This window comes from Enterococcus sp. JNUCC 77, assembly GCF_054819945.1.
In genome coordinates this window covers 2,064,911-2,091,125 of record NZ_JBTHIG010000001.1, presented here as the reverse complement: position 1 = coordinate 2,091,125, position 26,215 = coordinate 2,064,911, and the positions used below count along the sequence as shown (strand labels likewise).

14 protein-coding genes are annotated in these 26,215 nt (G+C 36.4%); 12 read left to right on the top strand and 2 right to left on the bottom strand.

The window, feature by feature from the left end; translation table 11 throughout:
• Positions 1–26 precede the first annotated feature (26 nt).
• Genes secY2 through glf form a run of 11 tightly spaced genes read left to right on the top strand, consistent with a single transcriptional unit; the run spans position 27 to position 11,568 of the window.
• Positions 27–1,241, top strand: a complete 1,215-nt coding sequence (secY2, locus tag ACVWNY_RS10170) for an accessory Sec system protein translocase subunit SecY2 (RefSeq protein WP_454071314.1) — start codon at positions 27–29, stop codon at positions 1,239–1,241.
• 21 nt (positions 1,242–1,262) lie between these two features.
• Positions 1,263–2,864 carry an accessory Sec system protein Asp1 gene (gene asp1, locus ACVWNY_RS10165; RefSeq protein ID WP_218326203.1) on the top strand — a complete coding sequence of 534 codons (1,602 nt, stop codon included), beginning with the start codon at positions 1,263–1,265 and terminating at the stop codon, positions 2,862–2,864.
• The gene (gene asp2 / locus ACVWNY_RS10160) at positions 2,857–4,452 is read left to right on the top strand and encodes an accessory Sec system protein Asp2 (protein WP_218326202.1); all 1,596 of its coding nucleotides are present in this window, start codon (positions 2,857–2,859) and stop codon (positions 4,450–4,452) included. Before asp1 ends, asp2 begins: the two co-directional genes overlap by 8 nt.
• Positions 4,453–4,463: 11 nt before the next feature.
• Positions 4,464–5,354 (top strand): accessory Sec system protein Asp3, encoded by an 891-nt coding sequence (gene asp3, locus ACVWNY_RS10155; RefSeq protein WP_454071313.1) that lies wholly within the window; start codon positions 4,464–4,466, stop codon positions 5,352–5,354.
• Positions 5,351–6,796 carry a glycosyltransferase gene (locus ACVWNY_RS10150; protein ID WP_454071312.1) on the top strand — a complete coding sequence of 482 codons (1,446 nt, stop codon included), beginning with the start codon at positions 5,351–5,353 and terminating at the stop codon, positions 6,794–6,796. Before asp3 ends, ACVWNY_RS10150 begins: the two co-directional genes overlap by 4 nt.
• Positions 6,786–7,682: a hypothetical protein gene (locus tag ACVWNY_RS10145; protein WP_218326199.1), complete on the top strand. Its 897-nt coding sequence runs from the start codon at positions 6,786–6,788 to the stop codon at positions 7,680–7,682. Before ACVWNY_RS10150 ends, ACVWNY_RS10145 begins: the two co-directional genes overlap by 11 nt.
• Positions 7,683–7,723: 41 nt before the next feature.
• Positions 7,724–7,909 carry a hypothetical protein gene (locus ACVWNY_RS10140; RefSeq protein WP_218326198.1) on the top strand — a complete coding sequence of 62 codons (186 nt, stop codon included), beginning with the start codon at positions 7,724–7,726 and terminating at the stop codon, positions 7,907–7,909.
• A 20-nt stretch (positions 7,910–7,929) separates the two neighbouring features.
• The gene (locus ACVWNY_RS10135; protein WP_454071311.1) at positions 7,930–8,931 is read left to right on the top strand and encodes a helix-turn-helix domain-containing protein; all 1,002 of its coding nucleotides are present in this window, start codon (positions 7,930–7,932) and stop codon (positions 8,929–8,931) included.
• Positions 8,903–9,937: a glycosyltransferase gene (locus ACVWNY_RS10130; RefSeq protein WP_218326196.1), complete on the top strand. Its 1,035-nt coding sequence runs from the start codon at positions 8,903–8,905 to the stop codon at positions 9,935–9,937. Before ACVWNY_RS10135 ends, ACVWNY_RS10130 begins: the two co-directional genes overlap by 29 nt.
• Positions 9,927–10,451, top strand: a complete 525-nt coding sequence (locus ACVWNY_RS10125) for a hypothetical protein (protein WP_218326195.1) — start codon at positions 9,927–9,929, stop codon at positions 10,449–10,451. The genes ACVWNY_RS10130 and ACVWNY_RS10125 overlap by 11 nt, the downstream gene beginning before the upstream one ends.
• A complete protein-coding gene (glf, locus tag ACVWNY_RS10120; RefSeq protein WP_218326194.1) occupies positions 10,438–11,568 on the top strand; it encodes a UDP-galactopyranose mutase in 1,131 nt (376 codons plus the stop codon). Before ACVWNY_RS10125 ends, glf begins: the two co-directional genes overlap by 14 nt.
• A gap of 163 nt (positions 11,569–11,731) precedes the next feature.
• Here glf and ACVWNY_RS10115 read toward each other — a convergent pair whose 3' ends face one another.
• Both ACVWNY_RS10115 and ACVWNY_RS10110 read right to left on the bottom strand, forming a co-directional pair.
• Positions 11,732–12,271, bottom strand: a complete 540-nt coding sequence (locus tag ACVWNY_RS10115) for a hypothetical protein (protein ID WP_218326193.1) — start codon at positions 12,269–12,271, stop codon at positions 11,732–11,734.
• Between the two features lie 104 nt (positions 12,272–12,375).
• A complete protein-coding gene (locus ACVWNY_RS10110) occupies positions 12,376–13,344 on the bottom strand; it encodes an Ig-like domain-containing protein (protein WP_246601485.1) in 969 nt (322 codons plus the stop codon).
• 610 nt (positions 13,345–13,954) lie between these two features.
• Between ACVWNY_RS10110 and ACVWNY_RS10105 the strand changes: the two genes are divergently transcribed.
• Positions 13,955–25,873 carry a pectate lyase-like adhesive domain-containing protein gene (locus ACVWNY_RS10105; RefSeq protein WP_454071310.1) on the top strand — a complete coding sequence of 3,973 codons (11,919 nt, stop codon included), beginning with the start codon at positions 13,955–13,957 and terminating at the stop codon, positions 25,871–25,873.
• Positions 25,874–26,215: the final 342 nt, after the last annotated feature.

Genomic DNA, 26,215 nt, shown 5'->3' with positions numbered 1-26,215 from the left:
TTTGAATAAATTAGAAAGGCGATTTTATGAGAAATTATAATGAGCTAATTAGGCGCTGTTTATGGGCCTTTATCTTAATCCTTATTATGCAACTCGGACGAAATATTTACCTGCCAGGCTTTGTTTATGAATCGAATAATATAGATGGAAGTTTATTAGATCAGTTTTTGTCTAGTGTTACAGGAGGAAATTTTACTAGACCTAGTATCTTTACTTTAGGAATTGGACCATACATGACAGGATTAATTATTTGGACCATGGTTTCTATGATAGATATCGATGCAATTAACAATCTATCGCAACGCAAACGTAGTGCTATTCAAAAATCAATTATGTTCGTTTTTGCTATCGCACAGGGAATTGCTGTGATGTTGAGATTTAGAACGATGATTGACGAGGGCTTTTTCCCAGGCTTATCAAATTTTCAAATAATAGCCATGAATGTCTTTCTTTTGTCTGCGGGTGCCATGTTTGTTTCTTGGCTCGCTGATCAGAACTGTGAAAAAGGAATCGGGGCACAGATGGTGTTCATCATCCCAGGATTGATTGGTAACTTACCTAGAATGTTAGTTACTGGTCAAACGCAAGAAGTTAGTGTCAACGCAGGAATGATCGCTGGATTAATTGTGATCACGTTGATCTTTATTTTTATGACTTTGTTTTTATACAAATCAGAAGTCCGTATTCGGATTGAACGAACAGGGATCGACAGTGAATTTAACAATTCCTACATCCCAATTCGATTATTAACTGGTGGCGCAATGCCGTTTATGTTTGCTATTACTATTTTTTCAATTCCGCCATTATTTCTATTGATTAAAAGCATTGATAATACAATTTTTTCTTATTTTTTAACCACTTATTTTACTTTTACCACAATTCAAGGAATTTTGATGTATGGCGTAATTGTTTTTGGTTTAGGAATAGGTTTTAGTTTCATGAATGTACGCCCCCATGATATCGCAAAAAATCTGAAAAAATCAGGTGATTACATATTTGGTATACCGCCGGGGGATCGAACAGAAGAATATATTAAAAAGAAGCTTTATCGAATCTGCTTTGTTGGGAACTGTTATATGGTTTTAGTTTCATGGATTCCATTGTTTATTGGATTAAAAGTACCATTGGTCACCAATTTGGCTTTTTATTTCGGGAGCTTACTAATGTTAGTTGTGATTTTGGATACATTAGTTCAAGAAGTGAAATTTATTTATTTTAAGAGTCAATATGATCTATTTTAGATAGAAATTAGAGGTGTTTTGATGAATTACTTTATACCTGATTGGAAACAAACAGGCGGTAAATGGAAAGATGAACGGACATTAAACATTATTAAATTATTTATGGAAAATGAGATAGATTACCAATTAGTTTTAATCCATTATTTACCCTTTTTAAGATATAAAGCCATGGAGCATAGTATTTATCCTAAAAATTATTGGCGTATTTATGATACTTTACAAAATATTCAGATCCAAGATGGCCATCCGATTGCCTTAAAAGAATTGGATTTACCAGAAGATGCACAACAAGTTTATACCCCACATGGCGTGTTGTTACTGAAAAATGAAGAGATTCGTGGAGAAATTGTTTTTAATGAATTTGCTTTTGTTAATCATGTTGTGGATCATTTTGGCGATATGCCGGGATACTATATCTACTTTTTTGACGACCGTGGTTTTATCTCATCGAGGCAATATATTACTGAGCAAAACTATATTGGGCGAATCGATTATTACAATGAATTTAGCGAAATTACTTTGACTGAATACTTTGGTAATGATGAACGAGTAGTTGTTAGTGATCAAGGCAATCCCGATTTTGACCATCGAGAGTATCCCAATATGTATGCGTTGATTGCAGAAGTTTTAAGAAAAAAATTTAAAGCGTTTCAATCTGAAAAAGATAGTTTAGTTACAGTTACTGAAAAAGAAATCATGACTTTGACAAATATGCTTCAAAAAGAACATAAAATTATTCGTATTTTCGATGATGATCAAAATATTAGCGACTTTGAGCAGCAATCCTTAGTAACAATGATGGAGAAAAGCTTATGTGTTGTGACGGATTCTGAGAAAAAGAAAAATGAATTAGAAGAGTTTTTAGAAAATAAAGCAAGTACACCAGTAAAAGTTGTCAACATTCCTTTATATACAACTGACTTAACTTTAGGAGTCAGTAACTCTGTTCCTCATTTGACTATTTATTGGAAAGCCAATCAATCATTTGAAGAAATGGCAGTGTCTCAAAAATTATTAATAAAAAAAATAATAAAAGATGACAAACTAGCTTTAATGATTGAAGTGGCCGATGAAGAGATGCAAGAAGAACTAGAGGAAGCCCAACGAGATATAGTAGACGCTTATTTTTCAATTGATAGTTTATCGGAAGATTTTAAAAATACCGCCACTTATCTCTACGCTAAAAGAATAAAAAAATTGTATAAGGAACAAGAAAAAGCTGTGGAGCAGCTTAAAGAAACAGAGCAATGGGCAGACTTAGTTGCTGCTTCAGAAGTATATGAACGCATTGGCTTTAGTGTGGCGCCAAACTTAACTCAGCTGAAGAAAAATCTTCATCGAGCAAGAATTTACCTTGATTTCAATGAAAATAGTGATATCCAAACTCATGCTTTGACTGTTAGTGCAGGCATACCGATGATTATTAAGACTGAAAGTGATTACTTAATAGATGGAAAAAACGGAACAGTATTAAAAAAAGTAAGTGACTTTAATGAAGTACTAGATTTTTATCTTTATGAATTGGACAACTGGAATAATGTTTTAGTTGAAAATGTTCAATTAATTGAAGAATTTGGTTCCGCTGCAACAATGGATAAATGGAGGCGAATTTTTTATGGATGAGGTAAAGCTTAAGATAACTAAAGTCTTTCACATTGGGAGAAGACCCTTTCATAGTGAAGTTTTAAACGATAACTTTCAATACAAGTGGGTACCCTCAGATTACGACTTTGTAGCGGATCAATTATTATTGAAGGTCTTAAAAGATGGAGAACTTAACCCTAAAATGTTGCGAGCTGTCTTTATTTTTTCTGAAGATGCCAAATTGTTACATGGACAGGATGACTTATTAATAAAATTCCCAGCGCATCAAATTATTTGTGAAAAAAATACAGATTTGACAACTGAAACACAAAGAATACTTGATCTGAAAGGGGCAACGATCTTCGATTTTAAAGAGGAAGCTGCACTTTTCCAATTTATCAATGAACAATTTACTAACCGGCAAGAAGGTTACAAATCCAGTCCTGATTACCTTGAAATCCATAAAAGTTTTCAAGGAGAAGTCGTAAAACAAGGGGAGGTTTTCACTGAACTGACCGGTGAATTTGGTGAAGATTTTAAACAATCGTTGACCTGGAAAATGACTTCGAATGTGATGAAAGGGGAACGCTTTGAGATTTATCCAGAATTTGAGATTGTCTCAGGCGATATTGAACTACTATTTAAATTGGTATTAATCGAAAGCGGCGGAAGAGAAATCTCCAAACAATATGAAGTGACCGGTGAAGAAATCAAAAAAAATAAAGGCATCGTTATTCAAGGAGATTCAAGACACTCAGTCTTAGGCACTACCTTATATGTCAAAGGAAATGGAAAACTTAGAATCGGACAGTTTCATATTCGCCGAGCATTAGCAAAAGGAAATGTAATGATTCCTGGTGGTAGACGGATCATTGATCACCAAGGAATGAATCAAGAATTGTTCTATTATTTCAATGCTGGTGATTTAAAACCACCGTTGAGCATTTATTTCTCTGGTTACCGTTCGGCTGAAGGATTTGAAGGACGCAATATGATGACTCGGATGAAAAGTCCATTTATGTTAATTGGTGACCCAAGATTATTAGGTGGTTGTTTTTATTTAGGGAACCCCGAATTGGAGCAACGACTAGTCGATGTCATTTTAGCAACATTAGACCGATTAGGATTTAAAAAATCAGATTTAATTTTATCAGGCTTATCCATGGGTACCTATAGCTCTCTGTACTATGCTTCTAGTCTAGAACCCCATGCTATCGTTGTTGGAAAACCTGTAACAAACATTGGAACCATCGTACTGAATGAACGAGTGATTCGACCAAATGTTTTTCCAGCGGGTTACGATATGCTCTATAACGTCATGGGTGAATTATCGGTTGCGGCAGCTGAGGAGATTGATCGAAAATTTTGGGAGAAATTTAAAAAGGGTAATTATAGCCATACAACTTTTGCGTTCGCTTATATGAAACACGATGATTATGATGTGAATGCTTTTCCAAGATTATTTGAAACAATCAAAGAGAAAGATCCGAAAACAAAAGTTTTATACAAAGGTTTAGTCGGACGACACAATGATAATTCAGATGGCATTATCAATTGGTTTTTAAAACAATATCTAAACATTTTGGTGAATGACTTTGGTCGGGAACCAATTGTTATGGATTTCTAAGGTGGGAGAATATGAGCAATGTCTTTTTAATAAGGTGGGGACATGATTTTAAGGATATCAATCCTTCCGGTGCAACCGTTAGATTTTTACCAGATGGTAAATATGAGTATTCGTCAAAATATATGTCGATAAGTGCAGTCCTGAAAACTTGGTATTCACGTTTTATTTATCAAACAAGACGTAAATCACCACTACTGCCACTTCTGATTCAAGAGAAAGCCTATGATATTTCAATTGTAGGAACTTTTGATCCAGATAAAGATATTCAGCTGACAATTGTTTTTTTTGATAACGAAAATGAAATTATTGACGAGATTTATTTTAAAAAGTTGCAGGGGCATTTTGTCTATCCTGCCGATGCCATTAGTTATGAGGTTCGCATTCAAAACAAAAGTCATCAGTCATTCATATTTAATTATTTGATGATTGCTGAAGCTGATATCAACGAACATTTTATTTTAGATATTAAAGATAACCTTCATGTAGTGAGCTTTTTGAATCAAGAATCAACCAAAAAAAACGAAATAACTATCTTAAACAGTGGGAAAAACACACTGACATTTCCAGTAAAGACTGATGAGCCTAAAAATTATTTTTTCATTTTATTAGATGAGGACAGTCAAGCATTGGATGAGGTGAGTTATGCCTATAATTTAATAACAAACAACAGCTTAGAAGCAGAGGCAGAATTTTCAATTTTTCGCGGAAATCAATATCAAAAAGTTGCCCAAAAATTTCCTTATTTACCGCAACTATTCCAAGCGTTATTGCCTGATGTGGCAAGCGAGTATTGGTTTGTTGAGGCAGAAACGGAAACGGAAAAATTAATTCAAAAGCTACAAATCAATGAGTATGCCAGTGAAATATTAGCGAATGATCGTGTGGGAGGAAATGAACGATGAATTTTTTTGTAAACAAGGCGATGGGGATTGGAAATTCAGGTGTAGAGCATGCACAATTTTATCGAGCAAAGTGTTTTGACATTGCAGGAATACCGTACAAATTTGTCTTTACTGAATTGGTTAGAAATTTACATGAGGCTATGGAAAAGTGGCATTTAGCCGATGATCAAGTAATCAATTTATGGGAAACATTTGTCCTTGGAGGAGATTACGTTTACAACGGAGCCGCAAAAAAATATGAGCATAAGACAACCATTGATATTGATTTTACTAAGACACATCGCTTGAAAAGAACGGTAACATCTTCAGGTTTATTAATTGTAGAGCACATGGAAAAATCCCTTAGCAAAAAAAATAAAGAGATGTTGTTGGTGTCTGAATATCAAGTCGAGATTTATAACTATCAAACAATGGAAAGAAAAATAATCTTTGAATGGATCGATCATCCTAATCGTGAGAAATTAATGCAAAATATTCATATTTACGATTTTGAAGGAGAAAATCTTTTCTTTAGAAATGAAGTCTTATTACAGCGCTTCTTTTTCCATTATTTAGATGCAAAATTCGAAGGAAGCTCAAACTTTTTCATTGATCGTGGACAAGAAACTGAGTCAGCATTAATTCATAATCGACCTGAGCATAGTCATTTAATCGAGATTATTCATGCTGATCATTTGTCTGATCGAGATGAACCTAGCGCGCCCCTTTGGAATAATTTCTATGAGTACTCGCTAAATCGGGCACGAATGCTAAATAAATGGATCATTTCGACTGAGCTACAAAGACAAGATTTACTGGTGGATTTTCCTGGCGAAGAAAATCGGTTTGTAACGATTCCAGTAGGGGGCATTCGTGATTATGATGAGACGGAGATTGAGAAACTTCCTGCAGACAAAAAACCAACGAAGTTCATTACTGCTTCAAGGTTAGCAGGAGAAAAACATATTGATGTTTTAGTCAGAGCGATGCACCAGCTTCACGAAGAATATCCAGAAAATATTTTAGATATTTATGGTCAGGGCGGTGAAGATATAAAAATCAGAAAAGTGATTGAAGAATTAGACGCTGGAGACTACGTAAAATTAAAAGGCCATTCTGACAATTTAGAAGCGGTTTATCAAGAATACGATGTCTTTTTATCAGCTTCATACTCAGAAGGGTTTGGCTTAACCTACATTGAGGCACTAAATGCGGGGTTACCAATTGTTACTTTCAATGCTCGTTTTGGTGCACTTGAATTAGTGAAAGAGGGAATCAATGGTTTCCTAAAAGATTATTCACGGACTGACGAGACTTTCAGTGTAAACAAAATGGCTGAGGGCATTCAGCAAATGATGAAGGCTGATTTTTCAGAATTACAAGCCAACACGCGGAAGTCCGTCAGTCAGTATCAAGATTCAGTCATAGCTAATGAATGGAGGGAATTAGTCGATGCACTATGAGATTGTGGGAACGATTCTACCAGATCATCCCGTTTGGAAAAAGCAAAAAGAGCGCTTGCTAGAAACTGATGGAAAAATAATTAGTGTCTTACCAAGTTTAGAATTTAAGAAGAATCTCTTAAAAGAAGAAGTCAACGGCATCAATATTTTAGATGAAGTGACTAAACGAAGCCATGATCCAGAAAGCTTTTTATTCTTCAGTAAAATTCCGACAGCTTCCAATGCAGAAGTATTTGTTAATGGAAACTGGACGATCTCTATTATTTGTGATGGTGATGAAATCGGTACGGTAAGCTTATATCCGAATACTCGGCGCCATGTTAAAGAAGTGAGATATACCAACACAGATGGCTCCCTTGATTATATTGAGGAATATGCCTCTGACGGCAAACTTTTTAGTATGATTTTTTATCATAAGGGTGAAATCCAAGAAATCGCTTATATGAATGATCAAAAAATTCCGATTGTTAATAACTATTTTTATGATAAACAAATGAACTTTGTGACTGTGACGAACCCTCAGACATTTGAAGTAACTGAAAAATATAATAATTCTCTTGATTTTACAGCTCAGCAGGTCGCAAACATTGTCACAGAAGAAGATGTTGTCAATTTTTCTTTTATGGGGGTGGAATTGCTGTCTCTATCAAAAACTAATTCCCACAATATTTTGCATTTGGAAGAATCACCATTTGATGAAAACGGAAATGTAAGAGGAAATCTGCTAGGTATTTTAGAAGACCGAATCAATTATGTCCAAGAAGTTCGAATGAAAAAAGAATATTATGATGCACTAAAGGCGCAAAACTTCCCAATAAACAAGGTTGAAATGTATGAAGAACCTTATGTAGAAGAAATTCCAGATTCATTAGCCACTCGCGAATAAGACAAGTTTATTGACTAGACAAACAATAATGAGGTGGTCTTATGGAAAAGAATCAACTATCAAAAGAAATCGATAAACGGTTTGAAACAGAAGAAAATAAAGTTGTGGATAATACAGAAGAGGATTCTAAAAAAGAAAAGTTTTTTAGAGTGATACTAACGTGTATCATGTCGGCTGTAGTGATTGGCTCATTAGCGTATTCGTTAATCACTGCAATACTCCAATAAGTAAAAAGGAGGGAACAGCTATGCAAAAAGATCTATTAAGTATTAACCGAATGATTAACAAAAAAAACCCCGGACTAAAAGAACCACAAATGTCGGTTGTAGCTGTCAATCTCAGACGTGAAGAATTAGAAAACATTCGTAAGAAAAAAGGGATTCCAGTCAGGGTTTTTGAAAAAAAGATTAATTTATCGAAATCTCGCTACTATCGCTGGCTACAATATCAGGTTGATTTGCCGATGGAGATGATTATCGGACTAAAGAAAGTCTTGAATATCTCAGACATTGAACTGCTGCAACTAGTTGTCTCATCAACGGATGAACAGCTCCAGCTACTGACATTGTTAATTTATACTTCATTGTCAGACGAGCAAGCTGAATTCGCACAATTTATTCAAATCAAAAATAAATTAGAGAAATATCGGAAAATCGGTGATGATAATACCCCTTATTTTCTGATGCTGACCTATGCCGATTTAGTAATAAATTCTTTGCAAGAAGAGAGTGCAGCCGTCTCACTAGAAAAAATTGAGAGCTATTTTTTAAGTATTGATTTCTTAAGTATCTTTGATATTTTACTCTATTTAGGAACTTTAAAAATCAAACAAAAATTTGATTTACCAGAAAGCTCGATGGAAAAAGAGATGCTGTTGCTGGAACACGAAACCTTACGGAAGCTGGCTTGTGAATACAATGACGAAAGTATCTCAATTTTGATTGGCTGCGTCGTAGATATCACCATGTTTTATTCAGTTATCTCGCCAGAAAATACAAAGCCGCTAATTATAAAAGCGATTGAAATTTTAGCGGATAATTATCGATTAGATTCATATACCGAAAATATTTTAGTATTCTTAGACAATCTTTTAAACGAAGAGCATCGAGATGAAGCCTTCATCGCTACTTTTAGGAAAAATTTTGAGGAAAGTCGCTGGTGTCTACCAAAATGTGAAACTGATTTTTTTGGCGATTTAATTAAAGAGGAGGAGTATTTTTTTGAAAAAATGGTTAACCCACATCATTGAGGGAGCGTCAGTGGATGCTGTCTCAAAATCAAGAGGAGATATCGGTGAGATTGGTAGATCGGTTGGTTATGATCCGCTGTATATTTACCGCTACCAAGATCCCAATGAAACGCTGGATGCACTAAAGTCAAGAATTGACGGTATTACTGCGGCAGCCAAACCGGGTGATTTACTGATTTATCAATACCCTAATTACAACGGTGGTCTTTTTGAAGAAACTTTTATTAACCGGATGAAGATGAGAAGAATGCATGTCGCTATTTTAGTTCACGATTCAGAACTCATCCGCGGATCTAGCTACAACGATGAGAAAAAACTTTTCAATATGGCGGATGTTTTAATTGTTCATAACCAACGAATGGAAGATGAATTAAGAGCATTTGGTGTGACCACTAAAATGATTCACAAAGAATTGTTTGATTACTTAGTCCCAGATTTAGTAGGAAAACCTGTAAATACCTTAAATAAAAAAATTGTTTTTGCTGGAAATGTACAAAAATCTTTATTCTTAAGAGAATGGGATGCTAAGACAAAAATGATTGTTTATGGACGCAAAGGAAAAGTTGAACTAAGTGAGCAGATCGATTACCAAGGTGAATTTTTGCAAGACGAATTGTTACGCATGTTGCCAAATGATGGTTTTGGTTTGGCTTGGGATGAAGACATTCCAGATGGTGGTTTTTACGGTCGCTATACTAAATACAACGCGCCTCACAAAATTTCACTATATTTGTCTTTAGGTATGCCAGTGATTGTTTGGGAAGAATCTGCTGCAGCAATCATGGTAAAAAAATACGGGCTAGGCTACACGATATCTGCTTTAGATGAAATCGATGACTTGATGGTTTCGATCGATGCACAAGAGCTAATCTCTGTAAAAAATAGAGTGATTAAATTCAGTAAAGTTTTGAGAGAAGGCATGTTCACAAAAAATGCCATCAATCAATTTGAAAATTATATTCTATTTCCTGAACCAAAAGAAGTGATCGAAGATAATGAAAAATAGAATAGCTAAAAAAAAACGTAAAAAAGAAAAAATGATTGCCCAAGATCAAATAGATCAGAAAGAAAAAAGAGACAATCCGTCACTATCCATCCGCCCATTAACACTGCGACTAGAAAAAATTGAGCAACGCTTGGAGGCTTTAAAAAAAGGCGCACCGGTTTTAATCGACACAGAAGAAACTGCAGCTAATACCGAGTTATTAATGATTGTTAAAAAAATGAGTAAAACAGAATTAGCTGAAACAGAGGAACGTTTGTCGAATCAAAGACATGATATCCAAGCTATCTCAAAAAATTATTTTCAATTGGCTCGTGATAAAAAAGTTGAAGCTGCGAAATTGGCAGAAGAAGCACGACAAGCTAAAATTCTGGAGGAACAAACAGCGCTACAAGAATTAAGAGCAATTATAAAAGAACGTGCTGAAAAATCACCAAAATCCTTTAAATTAAAAAGATCAAAATCAGGTTCAGAAGATCATTTGGAAGATGAGGAAAAAGATAATGAATTTGAATAAGCATGATTATGATTATCTCATCGTTGGTTCAGGCTTTTTTGGTAGCATCTGGGCAAGAGAAGCTGCTGAAACAGGAAAAAAAGTCCTGTTAATCGAACGACGAGACCACATTGCTGGAAATATGTATACTTATTCTGAAGAAGGAATCACAATTCATCAGTACGGGCCGCACATTTTCCATACTGATAATCAAAAAGTATGGGATTATGTTAATCGTTTTACGACTTTTAAAAACTATATCAATCAAGTAGTGGCAAACTATCGGGGCGAGCTGTACAACTTGCCCTTCAATATGAATACCTTTTACCAAATGTGGGGCGTCAAAACACCAGCAGAAGCCAAACTAAAAATTCAGCAACAACAAAAAGCTGGTCAATTGAAGCAAGAACCGCAAAATTTAGAAGAACAGGCGATTCATTTAATCGGTCAAGATATCTATCAAAAGCTCATCAAAGGCTATACCGAAAAGCAATGGGGCCGAAAAACAACTGAACTTCCACCATCGATTATTAAAAGATTGCCGGTGCGTTTCACTTTTGATAATAATTATTTTAATCATCAGTATCAAGGAATACCGGCAAATGGATATACGGAATTATTTGAGAATTTGCTGGATCATCCAAATATTGATGTACAAATCAACACAGACTTTTTCGATCAACGAAAAGAATATATCAAGGAATTTCCTAAGATTATCTTTACTGGCATGATTGATCAATTTTTTGATTATCAATTTGGACATCTAGAATATCGCTCTGTTCGCTTTGAAAATGAACTGGTGGAAAGTGACAATGTTCAAGGAAATGCGGTGATTAATTACACCGACTTTGAAACACCTTTTACACGCAGTATCGAATGGCGTCATTTTGATAAAAAAGGGAATCAAAATAAATCGATTCTATCAAAAGAATATCCAACCGAGTGGACACCAGAAAAAGAAGCCTATTATCCAGTCAATGATGAAAAAAATACTCAGATGGTAAATCGCTATCGCTCACTAGCAGAAGAATTCCCACAATTTATTTTTGGTGGACGACTAGGAGAATACAAGTATTATGATATGGATCAGGTGATTGCCAGTGCGCTGGCATCAGTTGAGAAGCATTTGAAGGAGTAAAATATAAAAAATTATTCATTAAGATGAATGTGAAGGACTGTAAAATAGTCTTTTGTGTTTGTCTTTTTTTTTGATGATTTTAGTAATCGGCTAACCACCAAGATAGCAGAAAACTCAGCTCAATCACCAAAATAAAAGAAAAAATGTATGTTTAGAATAGCATTCAGACTTTTTTGTCTTTTTTATTAATTATTTTGAATAACGATGCAGCTATTAAAATAGTAAATATATCTCTTATTAATTTTACTACTTCGAAAGGAGAGATTAAAACGAAAGTCATAATAGAAATTGCTAACCAGAACATAATAAATTTTTTACTCATAAGTTTAATTTTAAGATGCTTTTTATTTGCATAAAACCAAACGAAAAATGTCATATAAGCAACATAAACAATTATAAAACTAATTATCATTATAAATCCAAATAAGATTACAAATGGTAAAAACTCTATAATAATTTGATAGAACCTTAATGAATCAAAGCTTGAAAAATCAAGATTTGGAAAGGGAAAACTTATGAATACTTTGATAATTGAACCAACTGATGAACTTATAGAAATTAAGTAAACTATTGTGAAAATTCGAAGCAGCCAAAGTTCACTGTTATTAATTTTGATGAAGTGATTTTCATCTGCTCTTTCAGAATATAAGTGAGCTAAAATGAAAAAACAAGAAATAAAGAGTATGTCTACTAGAAAAAGCATTTCAATTCTCCTTTTTTATAAATTATATCATAAGAAAATTTAAGTAACTCAGCCTTTTATGGAAAATAAAATCCCTCACCTTGATTAGTGAGGGGAAGTATTAATTATTCAACTGTAACTGTTGACGTTGCAGAAAGACCATCTTCAGTTGTAGCAGTGATTGTTGCAGTACCAGCGGAAACCCCTTGAACTTTACCATTACTGAACACTCTGGCTATTGATTCATCAGAGCTAGACCAAGTAATTTTTGGAGTTTCTGATGGCTCAGGTGTAATTGTAGTTTTTAGGATTTTTGTTTTACCAATTTGTAAATTAAAAGTTTCTGGAGATATTGACAATTGAATATCATTGGATTTTTCAACTATTACTGGAACCTCTATTACATGAGTAATAGGCCATGCATCACTAGGAGGTTCACCAGGTGTTCTATTTCTATCGCTCATAAGGTAAAGTTCTGCTTTATATATGCCAGGATTTGTTACATCGAAAGAATAATAATTGAAACTAGATACTCTATATGGGAAACCATAATTATCAGTTCCATAAATGTGATCAGTTCCGAATACTGTGTCCATAAGTTCTGAATATTCAGGGGTTTCTTTGAATGCGCTAAATTTTATTGGTTTTATAGGAATTGAATTATCCATTATTATTATTGGAAATTCTGTTTCAATGTTAGTTTCAGGGTCTAAATAACCATCCTCTTGTTTTTGAGCAAGTGTGAATTTGGTGATATATGTTCCTTGCGTTTCCCAATCAACGTTACCGTAACTACCGTCCCAACCATTTATATATAAAGGTTCATTATCTAAAGTGTATGCGAAGACGTTATCTCCATCTGGTTGAGTATACGCATAATCAAAATAGTGAGGGTAAGTTGGTCCTTTATGACTTGCAGGATAGTAGGCAGGTTTAACATTCTTAATTCTAGGGTCAGTGCTTACCGATTGATTAATATCTAAGGTTGATTCTGTAGCTTGCACAGTTTCATTATCAGCAAATGAAGAACTTCCAATTAACAGCACAGTAGACAGGAGAGACAGAACGACAAACAACTTAGTAAATTTTTTCATAGTGAAACCCCTTTCTTAGTTATGAGAAAAGGATATCATGAGAATCAAATTTATAAATAAAAGGTCTCATTTTTGGGACGTAATTGTCTGCTAACGTCAGCTATTGCAAACTAAAAAGATATCTAATCCATTTAACATATCAATTTCGATAAATTTTGACAGTCAGAAAACATTTTTTAATAAAAAATGAAATAATTTCATTTGTTTTTTATATTTTTAAAAATAAAAATTGAATTATTGTTAATAATTCCGATGAAATTAAAATAAAAAACCCTGTAAGTTGAAAAAAATTATCAATATAACTAATAAAATAAATGTAAAACAGTGTTTATCGACATATTAAAGTCTGTAAACACTGTTTTTTAGCGTTTTTATCATTTTTATTATTTAAAATAATTGTTTATAAATAATTTGTCCCATTTTCGGCACAAATATAACAAAATATAAAATTTTATGAGAAAATTATAAATGACGATGACTGCTATTTCTTAATTTAGTAAAGAAATAGTAAAAAAACGTTAATCAAAAGAAAGGGGATAATAAGAGATATATGAGCCGTAAAAATAATTTAAAAAAGCTGTTAGAATCTAACAAAAAAGAGCACTACAAGATGTACAAAAGTGGCAAACATTGGATGTATGCCATGATTACGGCTGTTGGTGGTGTATTAGGGATTAATGCCTTTGCTTCGCAATCGTATGGTGTTCCTGATAACACACAAGCCGATGCTGGTAAAGAAGCGGATACCAGTGACCTCTTAGCCAATCAAGAGAGGACTACCATACCCGCAGCTGAAAATAATACAACAGCGGAAGATTCTTCAGCAACAAAACCGGCAATATCTGATGCATTAGGCACTGACCAGAAATTAAATGAAGCGGCAGCTAGCCAAGATGCACAAGTCGATCATAATTCAGACACCAATGAATTAAACATCGGATTAAAAGATGGATTGACACCAAGTACCGATCTAATCGAAGCCGCAGCGGAATACTCCGCAAAGAACAATTTAGTCACGAACTTTACGTCACGTTCAGCTTATGCTCTAGCTGAATTTGGAACTGTTGCAAGTGATGCAGATGGAGGAGTTGAAAACGGGAGAACAGATTTTGATAATGAAATTGCTGATCCTACACCTGTTCCTAAACCAACATCTATAACAGTAGATGTTCCGGATACAATTGCTAATATTGATACTTATCATGCTGATGCGGAAGCTGCAGGAACCTTAAGGACAGTTACAACGTGGCAAGAACTTCAGTCTGCGTGGCAAGATACTACTGTTAAATTTATTGATATTACACAAGATTTTGATGCACCTACTTCAGCAGTCAGTACTAGTATGTTGAGGAATGTTAGTACAGCAGGAACGGATGTTATTGTTAATGGGAACGGTCATAATGTTAATTTATGGCAATCTAAATTTGCAATGACTAAGACTGCTCAAATGGCAAGAAATACTGTTCAGGTCACCATTACGGATTTGAACGTACAACAGGGGGATAGTGCGGACTCTAGAATTTCAAGTTATGCAGGATATAATAGAGCATTAATAGATGTAAATGACTATAGGACTGGTGTTACAGTTAATGTTAATAATGTTAATTTAACACCGAGAACGGATCCTAACACTAACGGTGTATATGCTCAAACTGCAGTATCTCCACGTCTTGTTAATAACGTTGGAGGTGACGTATATCTATCTGGTAATATTTATGCAGAGACTGATCATGAATTTGTACAGGTTGGTAGTCTATCGATTGCCAATAATACTAACATAAAAACAGCAAGGCCTAATACACCCGCCTATAGTCAATATTCAGCTGTTTACTTTTATGATATAAGCATTCCAGGTTGGTCCCATGCTGATCGCTATTTTACGGTTGGAGATGGTGCAACGCTAGACTTTAATGAAAATCCTAATGTAACAGCTAATGATTATCCTGCAGTATTCTCCGATTACGGTAGATGGGACGTGGGGGATGATGTAACTTGGAATCAAGACGGATTTAGACGATTGATTGATGATACTTATTGGTATACAGGAAGAAGAACTATTACTTTTGGTCAAAATCTTAACATGACAGCCTCAAGAACTACTGGTATTTACGCTTTTTACCTTACAAAAGGAAGTACGGTTGTTTTCAATGCAAATACAACTTTAAATCTCGAACAATGGAATTCTAATAACGTTGTCCGACTTGAAGGTGGTTCACTATTAAACTTTATTTCTCCGAAATCTCTTCATATTGCTAGGTTAAACGGTTCAGGAGCTCCTGCAGAGGGGCAAGCTTTTTATGTTGGAGGGTCAGGTAACGGTAGAAGCAGTGAGTTTAGGATGAATAATTCTTCCATAAACTCATGGGAGAGTAATTATTCAGGAAATCTTCCAGAAGGTACAGCTAGAGATAAATTCGTTACTTTGTCGTATTATGGTGGACAATATTCAACGCTGACGTATGCTGATGGGAATTCTATAAACTATTCGAATGTAATTACTAATAAGACCAGAGAAATTTTAACTAATGCAATTGACCCAGGTGCAATAAAAGTCAACTATATTTTATCAGATGGCTCAACAGCTCAAACAGTCGATGTACCGATTACACCAGAAAATAATTATATTGGTCAGTTTATTCAACTAAGAACTGAAGAGTATGTGAACCAAATTCCTGAAAACTACATGTGGGCACTTGGAAGTCAAATACCAACCGGTGCTAACCAAGATGGTGGCGACCCAACAAGTACGGAAGATGATGGTGATAATGGACAAGCTGGTGTAGCAATTGTTCCAATGGAGAATGAAGAATACACTTACAATATTTATCTGTATGGTAAACCAAATCCAAATATTCATTATGAATATGTTGATGTTGAATCTGGTGCTGTTATACAAAGTGATTATGTTACACCTTCATTAGAAGCTTCAGGTACAAACTTGCTTCCAGCCAATTACGGAAATACGATTGATTGGACAAATGATTATTATACGAAATCACCATTTGAATCAGGTGGTCAAACCAACTTACCAAACGGTACTCACTATGCAACTGGTGATGAGTTAATAAATTCAAGTAGACAAACATTTACCCAACCAACTAGTACGGTTGTACCCGAAGATACAGTGACTCCTGATACAGTTCAAATTTATGTCGTTGCAGATATGCAACAAGTAAACGTCACTTTTACAAAATCTGACGGTCTTGGTATGGATAATCCGGAACAGGCAACTAGTAAAACGTATACGGGTAAAACAGGTCAACAAATCAGTCTTGAAGATCTAGTTGGTGCAGATATCATTGAACCAGGCTACCATATAGATCCAGCAGCTGAAGCATTCGTATATGATAATACGCCAAATGGTGCAAGTGCAACGCAAGATGGTACTCCGCAAAATATAACAGTGGAATTAATCCCTGATTATCAAATTGCAGGAATCACCTCAACAAATGAACCACTGCACAATCCTGGTGATGATACTGAATTATATGGACCAATTCCAAATAATATTGGTGAAGATGCAGGATTTAGTGTGGCAGGAAGATCTAATGAAAATATTGTACTTCCGAAAACCGATGCAGATTTAGAAAGATACGGATTCATTTATACTGTTAAAGGGCCAAATGATACGGATTACAACACATTAGCTGAAGCTTTAGCAGCCAATTCAACATTTGATACAACCAGTAATGGTGTTCAACAACAAGATGCTACACCACAGATCTTTGAAGTTACCTATGCTGAAGAACCTATTTCAGCTTCAGAATCAGCATCAATTAGTGAATCAGAAAGTGTTTCGGAATCTATTTCTTTATCCGACTCTGAATTAGTTTCAGAATCTAAGTCATTATCTGATTCAGAAGTAGAATCAATCAGTAAATCTATCTGGGAATCAGAAAGTGCTGAAGTTTCTGATAGTGAATTACAAGAATCAATGAGCTTGTCCATGTCAGAAGAGATATCAGATAGCATTTCAGATTCAATTTCAGACAGCGAAGAGATTAGTGATTCATTTTCTTTATCAGAAAGTATCTCTTCCAGTTTTGAAAACAGTGAATCGATATCAGCAAGTAAATCCTTAGAAGAAAGTATTTCTGATTCAGAATCTGAATATGAGGAATCTATCTCAATTTCCGAATCTCTTATTATTAGTAACTCTATCTCGGATTCGTTGATAGATGATTCAGTATCGATTTCAGCATCAACTTCAGATTCATTGATAGACGATTCGTTATCATTTTCAGCGTCAAGTTCAGATTCATTAATAGATGATTCGTTATCAATTTCGGCATCAAGTTCAGATTCGTTGATAGATGATTCATTATCAATTTCAACCTCAGTTAGTATGTCTAATTCTGATTCAGAACTAGAAGAATCTCTCTCAGCTTCCGAATCAATCAGTACATCCTACTCTGATTCAGAAGTAAGTGAATCTTATTCGACATCAAGAAGTGTCAGTACGTCGGAAAGTATCGAAGAATCAGAATCCTTATCTATTGTAGTAAGTGAATCAGAATCAAGAAGTCGCTCAGTCAGTGCTTCAGTAAGTCAATCGATCTCCATTTCTCGAAGTGATAGTAATGAAATTTCTGAAAGTAAGAGTGTAGAAGAAAGTCTAAGTTACAGCACAAGTAACTCGATTAGTGCAAGTAATTCCGAAAGTGATTTTAATAGTCGCTCAGTGAGTGCAAGTATTTCTGATGTTGTTTCAGATAGTTTATCAGACGAACAATCACTTAGCCGTTCAATCAGTGCAAGTCTATCGGATAGCACATCGGATAGCGTATCAGATGAAGAATCATTAAGCCGCTCGATTAGCGCAAGTTTATCGGACAGCACATCAGATAGCTTGTCAGATGAAGAATCACTAAGTCGTTCAATAAGTGCGAGCCTATCAGATAGTAATTCGGATAGCGTATCGGATGAAGAATCGTTAAGCCGCTCGATTAGTGCAAGTTTATCGGATAGCACATCAGATAGCGTGTCAGATGAAGAATCATTGAGCCGTTCAATCAGTGCGAGCCTATCAGATAGTAATTCGGATAGCGTGTCGGATGAAGAATCGTTAAGTCGCTCAGTTAGCGATAGTAATTCAGACAGTGTGTCAGATGAAGAATCGCTAAGTCGTTCGATTAGTGCGAGCCTATCGGATAGTAATTCGGATAGTGTGTCAGATGAGACATCGTTAAGCCGTTCGATCAGCGCAAGTTTATCGGACAGCACATCAGATAGTTTGTCGGATGAAGAATCACTAAGCCGTTCGATCAGTGCAAGTCTATCGGATAGTAATTCAGATAGCTTGTCGGATGAAGAATCGTTAAGCCGTTCAATCAGCGCGAGTCTATCAGATAGTAATTCAGATAGCGTGTCAGATGAAGAATCATTGAGTCGTTCAATAAGTGCGAGTCTGTCAGATAGTAATTCAGACAGCTTGTCAGTTGAGGAATCGCTAAGTCGCTCAATCAGTGACAGTAATTCGGATAGTTTATCGGATGAAATATCGTTAAGCCGTTCAATCAGCGCGAGTCTATCGGATAGTAATTCAGATAGTTTGTCGGATGAAGAATCGTTGAGTCGTTCAATAAGTGCGAGCCTATCAGATAGTAATTCGGATAGTTTGTCAGTTGAGGAATCGCTAAGTCGCTCGATCAGTGATAGTAATTCGGATAGTTTGTCGGATGAAATATCGTTAAGCCGCTCAATCAGCGCAAGTTTATCGGACAGCACATCAGATAGTTTGTCAGACGAAGAATCATTGAGTCGCTCAATCAGTACAAGTGTTTCAGACAGTAATTCAGATAGCTTGTCGGATGAAGAATCGCTAAGTCGTTCGATCAGCGCGAGTCTATCAGATAGTAATTCAGATAGCTTGTCAGTTGAGGAATCGCTAAGTCGCTCAATCAGTGACAGTAATTCGGATAGTTTATCGGATGAAATATCGTTAAGCCGTTCAATCAGCGCGAGTCTATCGGATAGTAATTCAGACAGCCTGTCGGATGAAGAATCATTGAGTCGCTCGATAAGTGCAAGTTTATCGGATAGCACATCGGATAGCGTATCAGACGAAGAATCATTGAGCCGCTCAATCAGTGATAGTAATTCAGACAGCTTGTCAGTTGAGGAATCGCTAAGTCGCTCAATCAGTGATAGTAATTCGGATAGTTTGTCGGATGAAATATCGTTAAGCCGCTCAATCAGCGCAAGTTTATCGGACAGCACATCAGATAGTTTGTCAGACGAAGAATCATTGAGTCGCTCAATCAGTACAAGTGTTTCAGACAGTAATTCAGATAGCTTGTCGGACGAAGAATCGCTAAGTCGTTCAATCAGCGATAGTAATTCAGACAGCATATCGGATGAAGAATCATTAAGCCGCTCAATCAGCGCGAGTCTATCGGATAGTAATTCAGATAGTTTGTCAGATGAAGAATCGTTGAGTCGTTCAATAAGTGCGAGCCTATCAGACAGTAATTCAGATAGTGTATCGGATGAAGAATCGTTGAGTCGTTCAATAAGTACGAGCCTATCAGATAGTAATTCGGATAGTTTGTCAGATGAAGAATCGTTGAGTCGCTCAATAAGTGCGAGCCTATCGGATAGTAATTCAGATAGCGTATCTGATGAAGAATCGCTAAGCCGCTCAATCAGCGATAGTAACTCAGACAGCTTATCAGACGAAGAATCGCTAAGTCGTTCGATCAGCGCGAGTCTATCAGATAGTAATTCAGATAGCGTGTCAGATGAAGAATCATTAAGCCGTTCGATCAGTACAAGTATTTCAGACAGTAATTCAGATAGCATATCAGCTGAGGAATCGCTAAGTCGCTCAATCAGTGATAGTAACTCAGACAGCTTGTCAGACGAAGAATCATTAAGTCGTTCGATTAGTGCAAGTCTATCGGACAGCACATCAGACAGTTTGTCGGATGAAGAATCATTGAGTCGTTCAATCAGTGCGAGCCTATCAGATAGTAATTCGGACAGCGTATCAGATGAAGAATCATTAAGTCGTTCAATCAGTGCAAGCTTATCGGATAGTAATTCAGATAGCGTGTCGGATGAAGAGTCGTTGAGTCGTTCGATTAGCGCGAGTCTATCGGATAGTAATTCGGATAGTTTGTCAGACGAAGAATCATTGAGCCGCTCGATAAGTTCGAGTCTGTCAGATAGTAATTCAGATAGCATATCAGCTGAGGAATCATTAAGTCGTTCAATCAGTGACAGTAATTCGGATAGCTTGTCTGATGAAGAATCGCTAAGTCGTTCAATCAGCGCGAGTCTATCAGATAGTAATTCAGATAGCGTGTCAGATGAAGAATCGCTAAGTCGTTCGATCAGCGCGAGTCTATCAGATAGTAATTCAGATAGCGTGTCAGATGAAGAATCATTGAGTCGTTCAATAAGTGCGAGTCTGTCAGATAGTAATTCAGATAGCGTATCAGACGAAGAATCATTGAGTCGTTCAATAAGTTCGAGTCTATCAGATAGTAATTCAGATAGTGTGTCAGATGAAGAATCATTGAGTCGCTCGATAAGTGCGAGCCTATCAGATAGTAATTCAGATAGCGTGTCAGTCGAGGAATCACTAAGTCGTTCGATCAGTGACAGTAATTCAGATAGTTTGTCAGATGAAATATCATTGAGTCGTTCGATCAGCGCGAGTCTATCGGATAGTAATTCGGATAGCGTGTCTGATGAAGAATCATTGAGTCGCTCGATAAGTGCGAGTCTATCAGATAGTAATTCAGATAGTGTGTCTGATGAAGAATCGCTAAGTCGTTCAATCAGCGATAGTAATTCAGACAGCTTGTCAGTTGAGGAATCGCTAAGTCGCTCGATCAGTGACAGTAATTCGGATAGTTTGTCAGATGAAATATCGTTAAGTCGTTCAATCAGCGCGAGTCTATCAGATAGTAATTCAGATAGTGTGTCAGATGAAGAATCGCTAAGTCGTTCAATCAGCGATAGTAATTCAGACAGCTTGTCAGTTGAGGAATCGCTAAGTCGCTCGATCAGTGACAGTAATTCGGATAGTTTGTCAGATGAAATATCGTTAAGTCGTTCGATCAGCGCGAGTCTATCAGATAGTAATTCAGATAGCGTGTCAGATGAAGAATCGTTGAGTCGTTCGGTCAGCGCGAGTCTATCGGACAGCACATCAGATAGTTTGTCGGATGAAGAATCATTGAGTCGCTCAATCAGTGACAGTAATTCAGATAGTTTGTCAGATGAAGTATCACTAAGTCGTTCGATAAGTGCGAGTCTATCAGATAGTAATTCGGATAGCGTATCAGACGAAGAATCATTGAGTCGCTCAATTAGTACAAGTATTTCTGATAGTAATTCAATCAGTCTATCAGCTGAAGAATCATTAAGCCGTTCAGTTAGCGACAGTATCTCTAACAGCATCTCGGATTATGAATCGTTGAGTCGCTCAATCAGCGCAAGTATCTCAGACAGTAATTCCGATAGTGTTTCAGATTATGAATCGTTAAGTCGTTCTATTAGCGCAAGCATTTCTGATAGCAATTCCGATAGCCTGTCAGATCAAGAATCATTAAGTCGCTCAATTAGTGCAAGTATTTCTAATAGTAATTCAACAAGTGTTTCCGATTACGAATCACTAAGCCGTTCAGTTAGCGATAGTATCTCCAACAGCATTTCGGATTATGAATCGTTGAGCCGCTCGATTAGCGCAAGTATTTCAGATAGTAACTCAGATAGTACTTCGGATTATGAATCGTTAAGTCGTTCTATTAGCGCAAGTATCTCAGACAGTAATTCCGATAGTCTTTCGGATCGTGAATCACTAAGTCGCTCAATTAGCGCAAGTGTTTCTGAAAGTAATTCAGATAGTCTTTCAGATCAAGAATCATTGAGTCGTTCGATCAGTGCTAGCATTTCAGATAGTAATTCAACAAGTGTTTCCGATTACGAATCACTAAGCCGTTCAGTTAGCGATAGTATCTCCAACAGCATTTCGGATTATGAATCGTTGAGCCGCTCGATTAGCACAAGTATTTCAGATAGTAACTCAGATAGTACTTCGGATTACGAATCACTAAGTCGTTCGATTAGCGCAAGTGTTTCCGATAGTAATTCCGATAGTCTTTCGGATCGTGAATCACTAAGTCGCTCAATTAGCGCAAGTGTTTCTGAAAGTAATTCCGATAGTCTTTCAGATCAAGAATCATTGAGTCGTTCGATCAGTGCTAGCATTTCAGATAGTAATTCGACAAGTGTTTCTGATTACGAATCACTAAGCCGTTCAGTTAGCGATAGTATCTCTAACAGCATTTCGGATTATGAATCGTTGAGCCGCTCGATTAGCACAAGTATTTCAGATAGTAACTCAGATAGTACTTCGGATTACGAATCACTAAGTCGTTCGATTAGCGCAAGTGTTTCCGATAGTAATTCCGATAGTCTTTCAGATCGTGAATCACTAAGTCGCTCAGTTAGTGCAAGTGTTTCAGATAGTATGGATTCCTTAAGTCGTTCAGTTAGCGCGAGTGTATCGGATAGTATTTCGAATTACGAGTCATTAAGTCGTTCAATTAGTACCAGCATTTCCGATAGTAATTCCGATAGTCTTTCAGATCAAGAATCATTAAGTCGCTCAATTAGTGCAAGTATTTCTAATAGTAATTCGACAAGTGTTTCCGATTACGAATCTCTAAGCCGTTCAGTTAGCGATAGTATCTCTAACAGTATTTCGGATTATGAATCGCTGAGTCGCTCAATCAGTGCAAGTATTTCAGATAGTAACTCAGATAGTACTTCGGATTACGAATCCCTAAGCCGTTCAGTTAGCGATAGTATCTCTAACAGCATTTCGGACTATGAGTCACTAAGCCGCTCGATTAGCGCAAGTATTTCAGATAGTAACTCAGATAGTATTTCTGATTACGTATCACTCAGTCGTTCGGTTAGTACCAGCTTGTCTAATAGCTTGTCAGAACAAGAGTCACTAAGCCGTTCAATTAGTACAAGTATTTCCGATAGTAATTCAGATAGTTTATCTGATTATCAGTCCTTAAGTCGTTCGATCAGTGCTAGCGTTTCCGATAGTAATTCAGATAGCATCTCAGATCGTGAATCACTCAGTCGCTCAGTTAGTGCAAGTGTGTCAGATAGTATGGATTCCTTAAGTCGTTCGATTAGCGCGAGTGTATCGGATAGTATTTCGAATTATGAGTCACTAAGTCGTTCAATCAGTACAAGTATTTCTGATAGTAACTCAGATAGTAATTCAGATCGTGAATCGTTGAGTCGTTCGATTAGTGCCAGCATTTCTGATAGTAATTCGGATAGCATCTCGAATTACGAGTCACTGAGCCGCTCAATTAGTGCAAGTATTTCCGACAATAATTCTGATAGCCTTTCAGATCAAGAATCCTTAAGTCGTTCGATCAGTGCTAGCGTTTCCGATAGTAATTCAGATAGCATCTCAGATCATGAATCGCTAAGTCGCTCAGTTAGTGCGAGCGTATCAGACAGCATGGATTCCTTGAGTCGTTCAATTAGCGCAAGTGTATCAGATAGTATTTCGAATTATGAATCCTTAAGTCGTTCGATTAGTACAAGTGTTTCCGATAGTAATTCAGATAGTATTTCGGATTATCAATCGCTAAGTCGTTCGATCAGTGCAAGTATTTCAGATAGTAATTCAGATAGCCTTTCAGAATACGAGTCATTAAGTCGTTCAGTTAGTGATAGCTTATCGAACAGTATTTCAGATCAAGAATCCTTAAGTCGTTCGATTAGTATGAGTATTTCGGATAGCTTGTCAGATCAAACTTCATTAAGTCGCTCGATCAGTGCAAGTATTTCCGACAGTAACTCCGATAGTTTATCTGATTATCAGTCATTAAGTCGTTCGATCAGTGCTAGCGTTTCTGATAGTAATTCCAATAGTGTTTCGGATTACGAATCATTAAGCCGTTCAGTTAGTGCGAGTGTATCGGATAGTATGGATTCCTTGAGTCGTTCAATCAGTGACAGCATATCTGATAGTATTTCAGACTATGAATCATTAAGTCGCTCGATCAGTGCAAGTATTTCTGATAGTAATTCCGATAGTGTTTCGGATTACCAGTCACTAAGTCGTTCGATTAGTATGAGCATCTCTGATAGCTTGTCGGATCAATCGTCATTAAGTCGTTCAATCAGTGCAAGTATTTCTGATAGCAACTCAGATAGTCTTTCAGACTACGAATCTCTGAGCCGCTCAATCAGCGCCAGCATCTCTGACAGTAATTCAGATAGTATCTCGGATCATGAATCACTAAGTCGCTCAGTTAGTGCGAGTGTATCGGATAGTATGGATTCCTTGAGTCGTTCGATTAGCGCCAGCGTATCTGATAGTATTTCGAACTACGAGTCACTCAGTCGTTCAATCAGTGCAAGTATCTCTGATAGTAACTCAGATAGTCTTTCGGACTACGAATCGTTAAGTCGCTCAATTAGCACAAGTATTTCTGACAGTAATTCAGATAGTATCTCAGATCAAGAATCACTGAGTCGCTCAGTTAGTGCGAGTGTGTCAGATAGTATGGATTCCTTAAGTCGTTCAATCAGTGCCAGTGTCTCTGATAGTATTTCGAATTATGAATCACTAAGTCGTTCGATCAGCACGAGTGTTTCTGATAGTTTGTCAGATCAATCATCCTTAAGCCGTTCGATTAGTACGAGCATATCTGATAGTCATTCAGATAGTGTTTCAGATTACGAATCACTGAGCCGCTCAATCAGTGCAAGTATCTCAAACAGTAACTCTGATAGTATTTCGAACTACGAATCGTTAAGTCGCTCGATTAGCGCAAGTGTGTCTGATAGCGTCTCAGACCAGTTGTCCTTAAGTCGTTCTATCAGTACAAGTATTTCCGATAGTAACTCAGATAGCATTTCGGATTACGAATCACTCAGCCGTTCGATTAGTGCAAGTATTTCTAATAGTAATTCAAATAGCTTGTCTGACCTCGAATCGTTAAGTCGTTCGATCAGTGGAAGTATCTCGAATAGTCTTTCAGAAACGGAATCGTTAAGTCGCTCGATCAGTGCCAGCATTTCTAATAGCCTTTCAAATGCTGAATCACTTAGCCAATCAGATAGCACAAGCGTGTCGGAAAGTCGGTTCATCAATGAATCGCTTAGCAATTCGACTAGTGCATCGATTAGCGAATCAATCAGTGCCAGCAATAGTGATAGTGCATTAGCGGCCAGCATCAGTAATTCGCTTTCTGAAAGTATCAGTAATTCAGGATCTACTACCCAATCGCAAAGTACTTCTGGTTCAAGAAGTTCATTATTACCAACCACTGGTAATAGATCGAATGGGACTGGCGGATCAGGTGGTACAACGGCAGCAGGGAATACCAGTACTGCAGCATCAAGTAAAGGTACCCTGCCACAAACTGGTGAAGCACAAAATGCACAATTAGCTATGTTAGGTGGATTCATTGCTGTAGGATCTGTGTTACTAGCATTAGCCAAAAAGAAAAAAGAAGATGACAGTGTGACAGATTAATGGATGCTCACTCTTCAAGCTTCTGAGAATCAAATAAGAAACCGTGTGAAGTATAAAACTTCACACGGTTTCTTTATTTTTAAAATAAAGAATTTTCTGATTGAGAATGACTAAAAATAATCATTATAAAATCCAAAAATAACAATAGTATTATTATTAGGGAAAGTGTATATGGCGAAAAAGCCTTATGAATCGGTGTATCAACCTCCTCTTAATAAAAAATTAACGATTGTCTCTTTTTATTAAATAACGATTGGAATCAGCTAATATAATCACGTTTTTTTGTGTTAAGAAATAAGAAATTCACACAATATTTTGTTCAAAACGAATTATTTTAGACTT

Excerpts from the sequence above, each read along its gene's own strand:
- secY2 (WP_454071314.1), top strand. The coding sequence starts at position 27 with ATGAGAAATTATAATGAGCTAATTAGGCGCTGTTTATGGGCCTTTATC.
- asp1 (WP_218326203.1), top strand. The coding sequence starts at position 1,263 with ATGAATTACTTTATACCTGATTGGAAACAAACAGGCGGTAAATGGAAA.
- asp2 (WP_218326202.1), top strand. The coding sequence starts at position 2,857 with ATGGATGAGGTAAAGCTTAAGATAACTAAAGTCTTTCACATTGGGAGA.
- asp3 (WP_454071313.1), top strand. The coding sequence starts at position 4,464 with ATGAGCAATGTCTTTTTAATAAGGTGGGGACATGATTTTAAGGATATC.
- ACVWNY_RS10150 (WP_454071312.1), top strand. The coding sequence starts at position 5,351 with ATGAATTTTTTTGTAAACAAGGCGATGGGGATTGGAAATTCAGGTGTA.
- ACVWNY_RS10145 (WP_218326199.1), top strand. The coding sequence starts at position 6,786 with ATGCACTATGAGATTGTGGGAACGATTCTACCAGATCATCCCGTTTGG.
- ACVWNY_RS10140 (WP_218326198.1), top strand. The coding sequence starts at position 7,724 with ATGGAAAAGAATCAACTATCAAAAGAAATCGATAAACGGTTTGAAACA.
- ACVWNY_RS10135 (WP_454071311.1), top strand. The coding sequence starts at position 7,930 with ATGCAAAAAGATCTATTAAGTATTAACCGAATGATTAACAAAAAAAAC.
- ACVWNY_RS10125 (WP_218326195.1), top strand. The coding sequence starts at position 9,927 with ATGAAAAATAGAATAGCTAAAAAAAAACGTAAAAAAGAAAAAATGATT.
- glf (WP_218326194.1), top strand. The coding sequence starts at position 10,438 with ATGAATTTGAATAAGCATGATTATGATTATCTCATCGTTGGTTCAGGC.
- ACVWNY_RS10115 (WP_218326193.1), bottom strand. The coding sequence starts at position 12,271 with ATGCTTTTTCTAGTAGACATACTCTTTATTTCTTGTTTTTTCATTTTA.
- ACVWNY_RS10110 (WP_246601485.1), bottom strand. The coding sequence starts at position 13,344 with ATGAAAAAATTTACTAAGTTGTTTGTCGTTCTGTCTCTCCTGTCTACT.
- ACVWNY_RS10105 (WP_454071310.1), top strand. The coding sequence starts at position 13,955 with ATGTACAAAAGTGGCAAACATTGGATGTATGCCATGATTACGGCTGTT.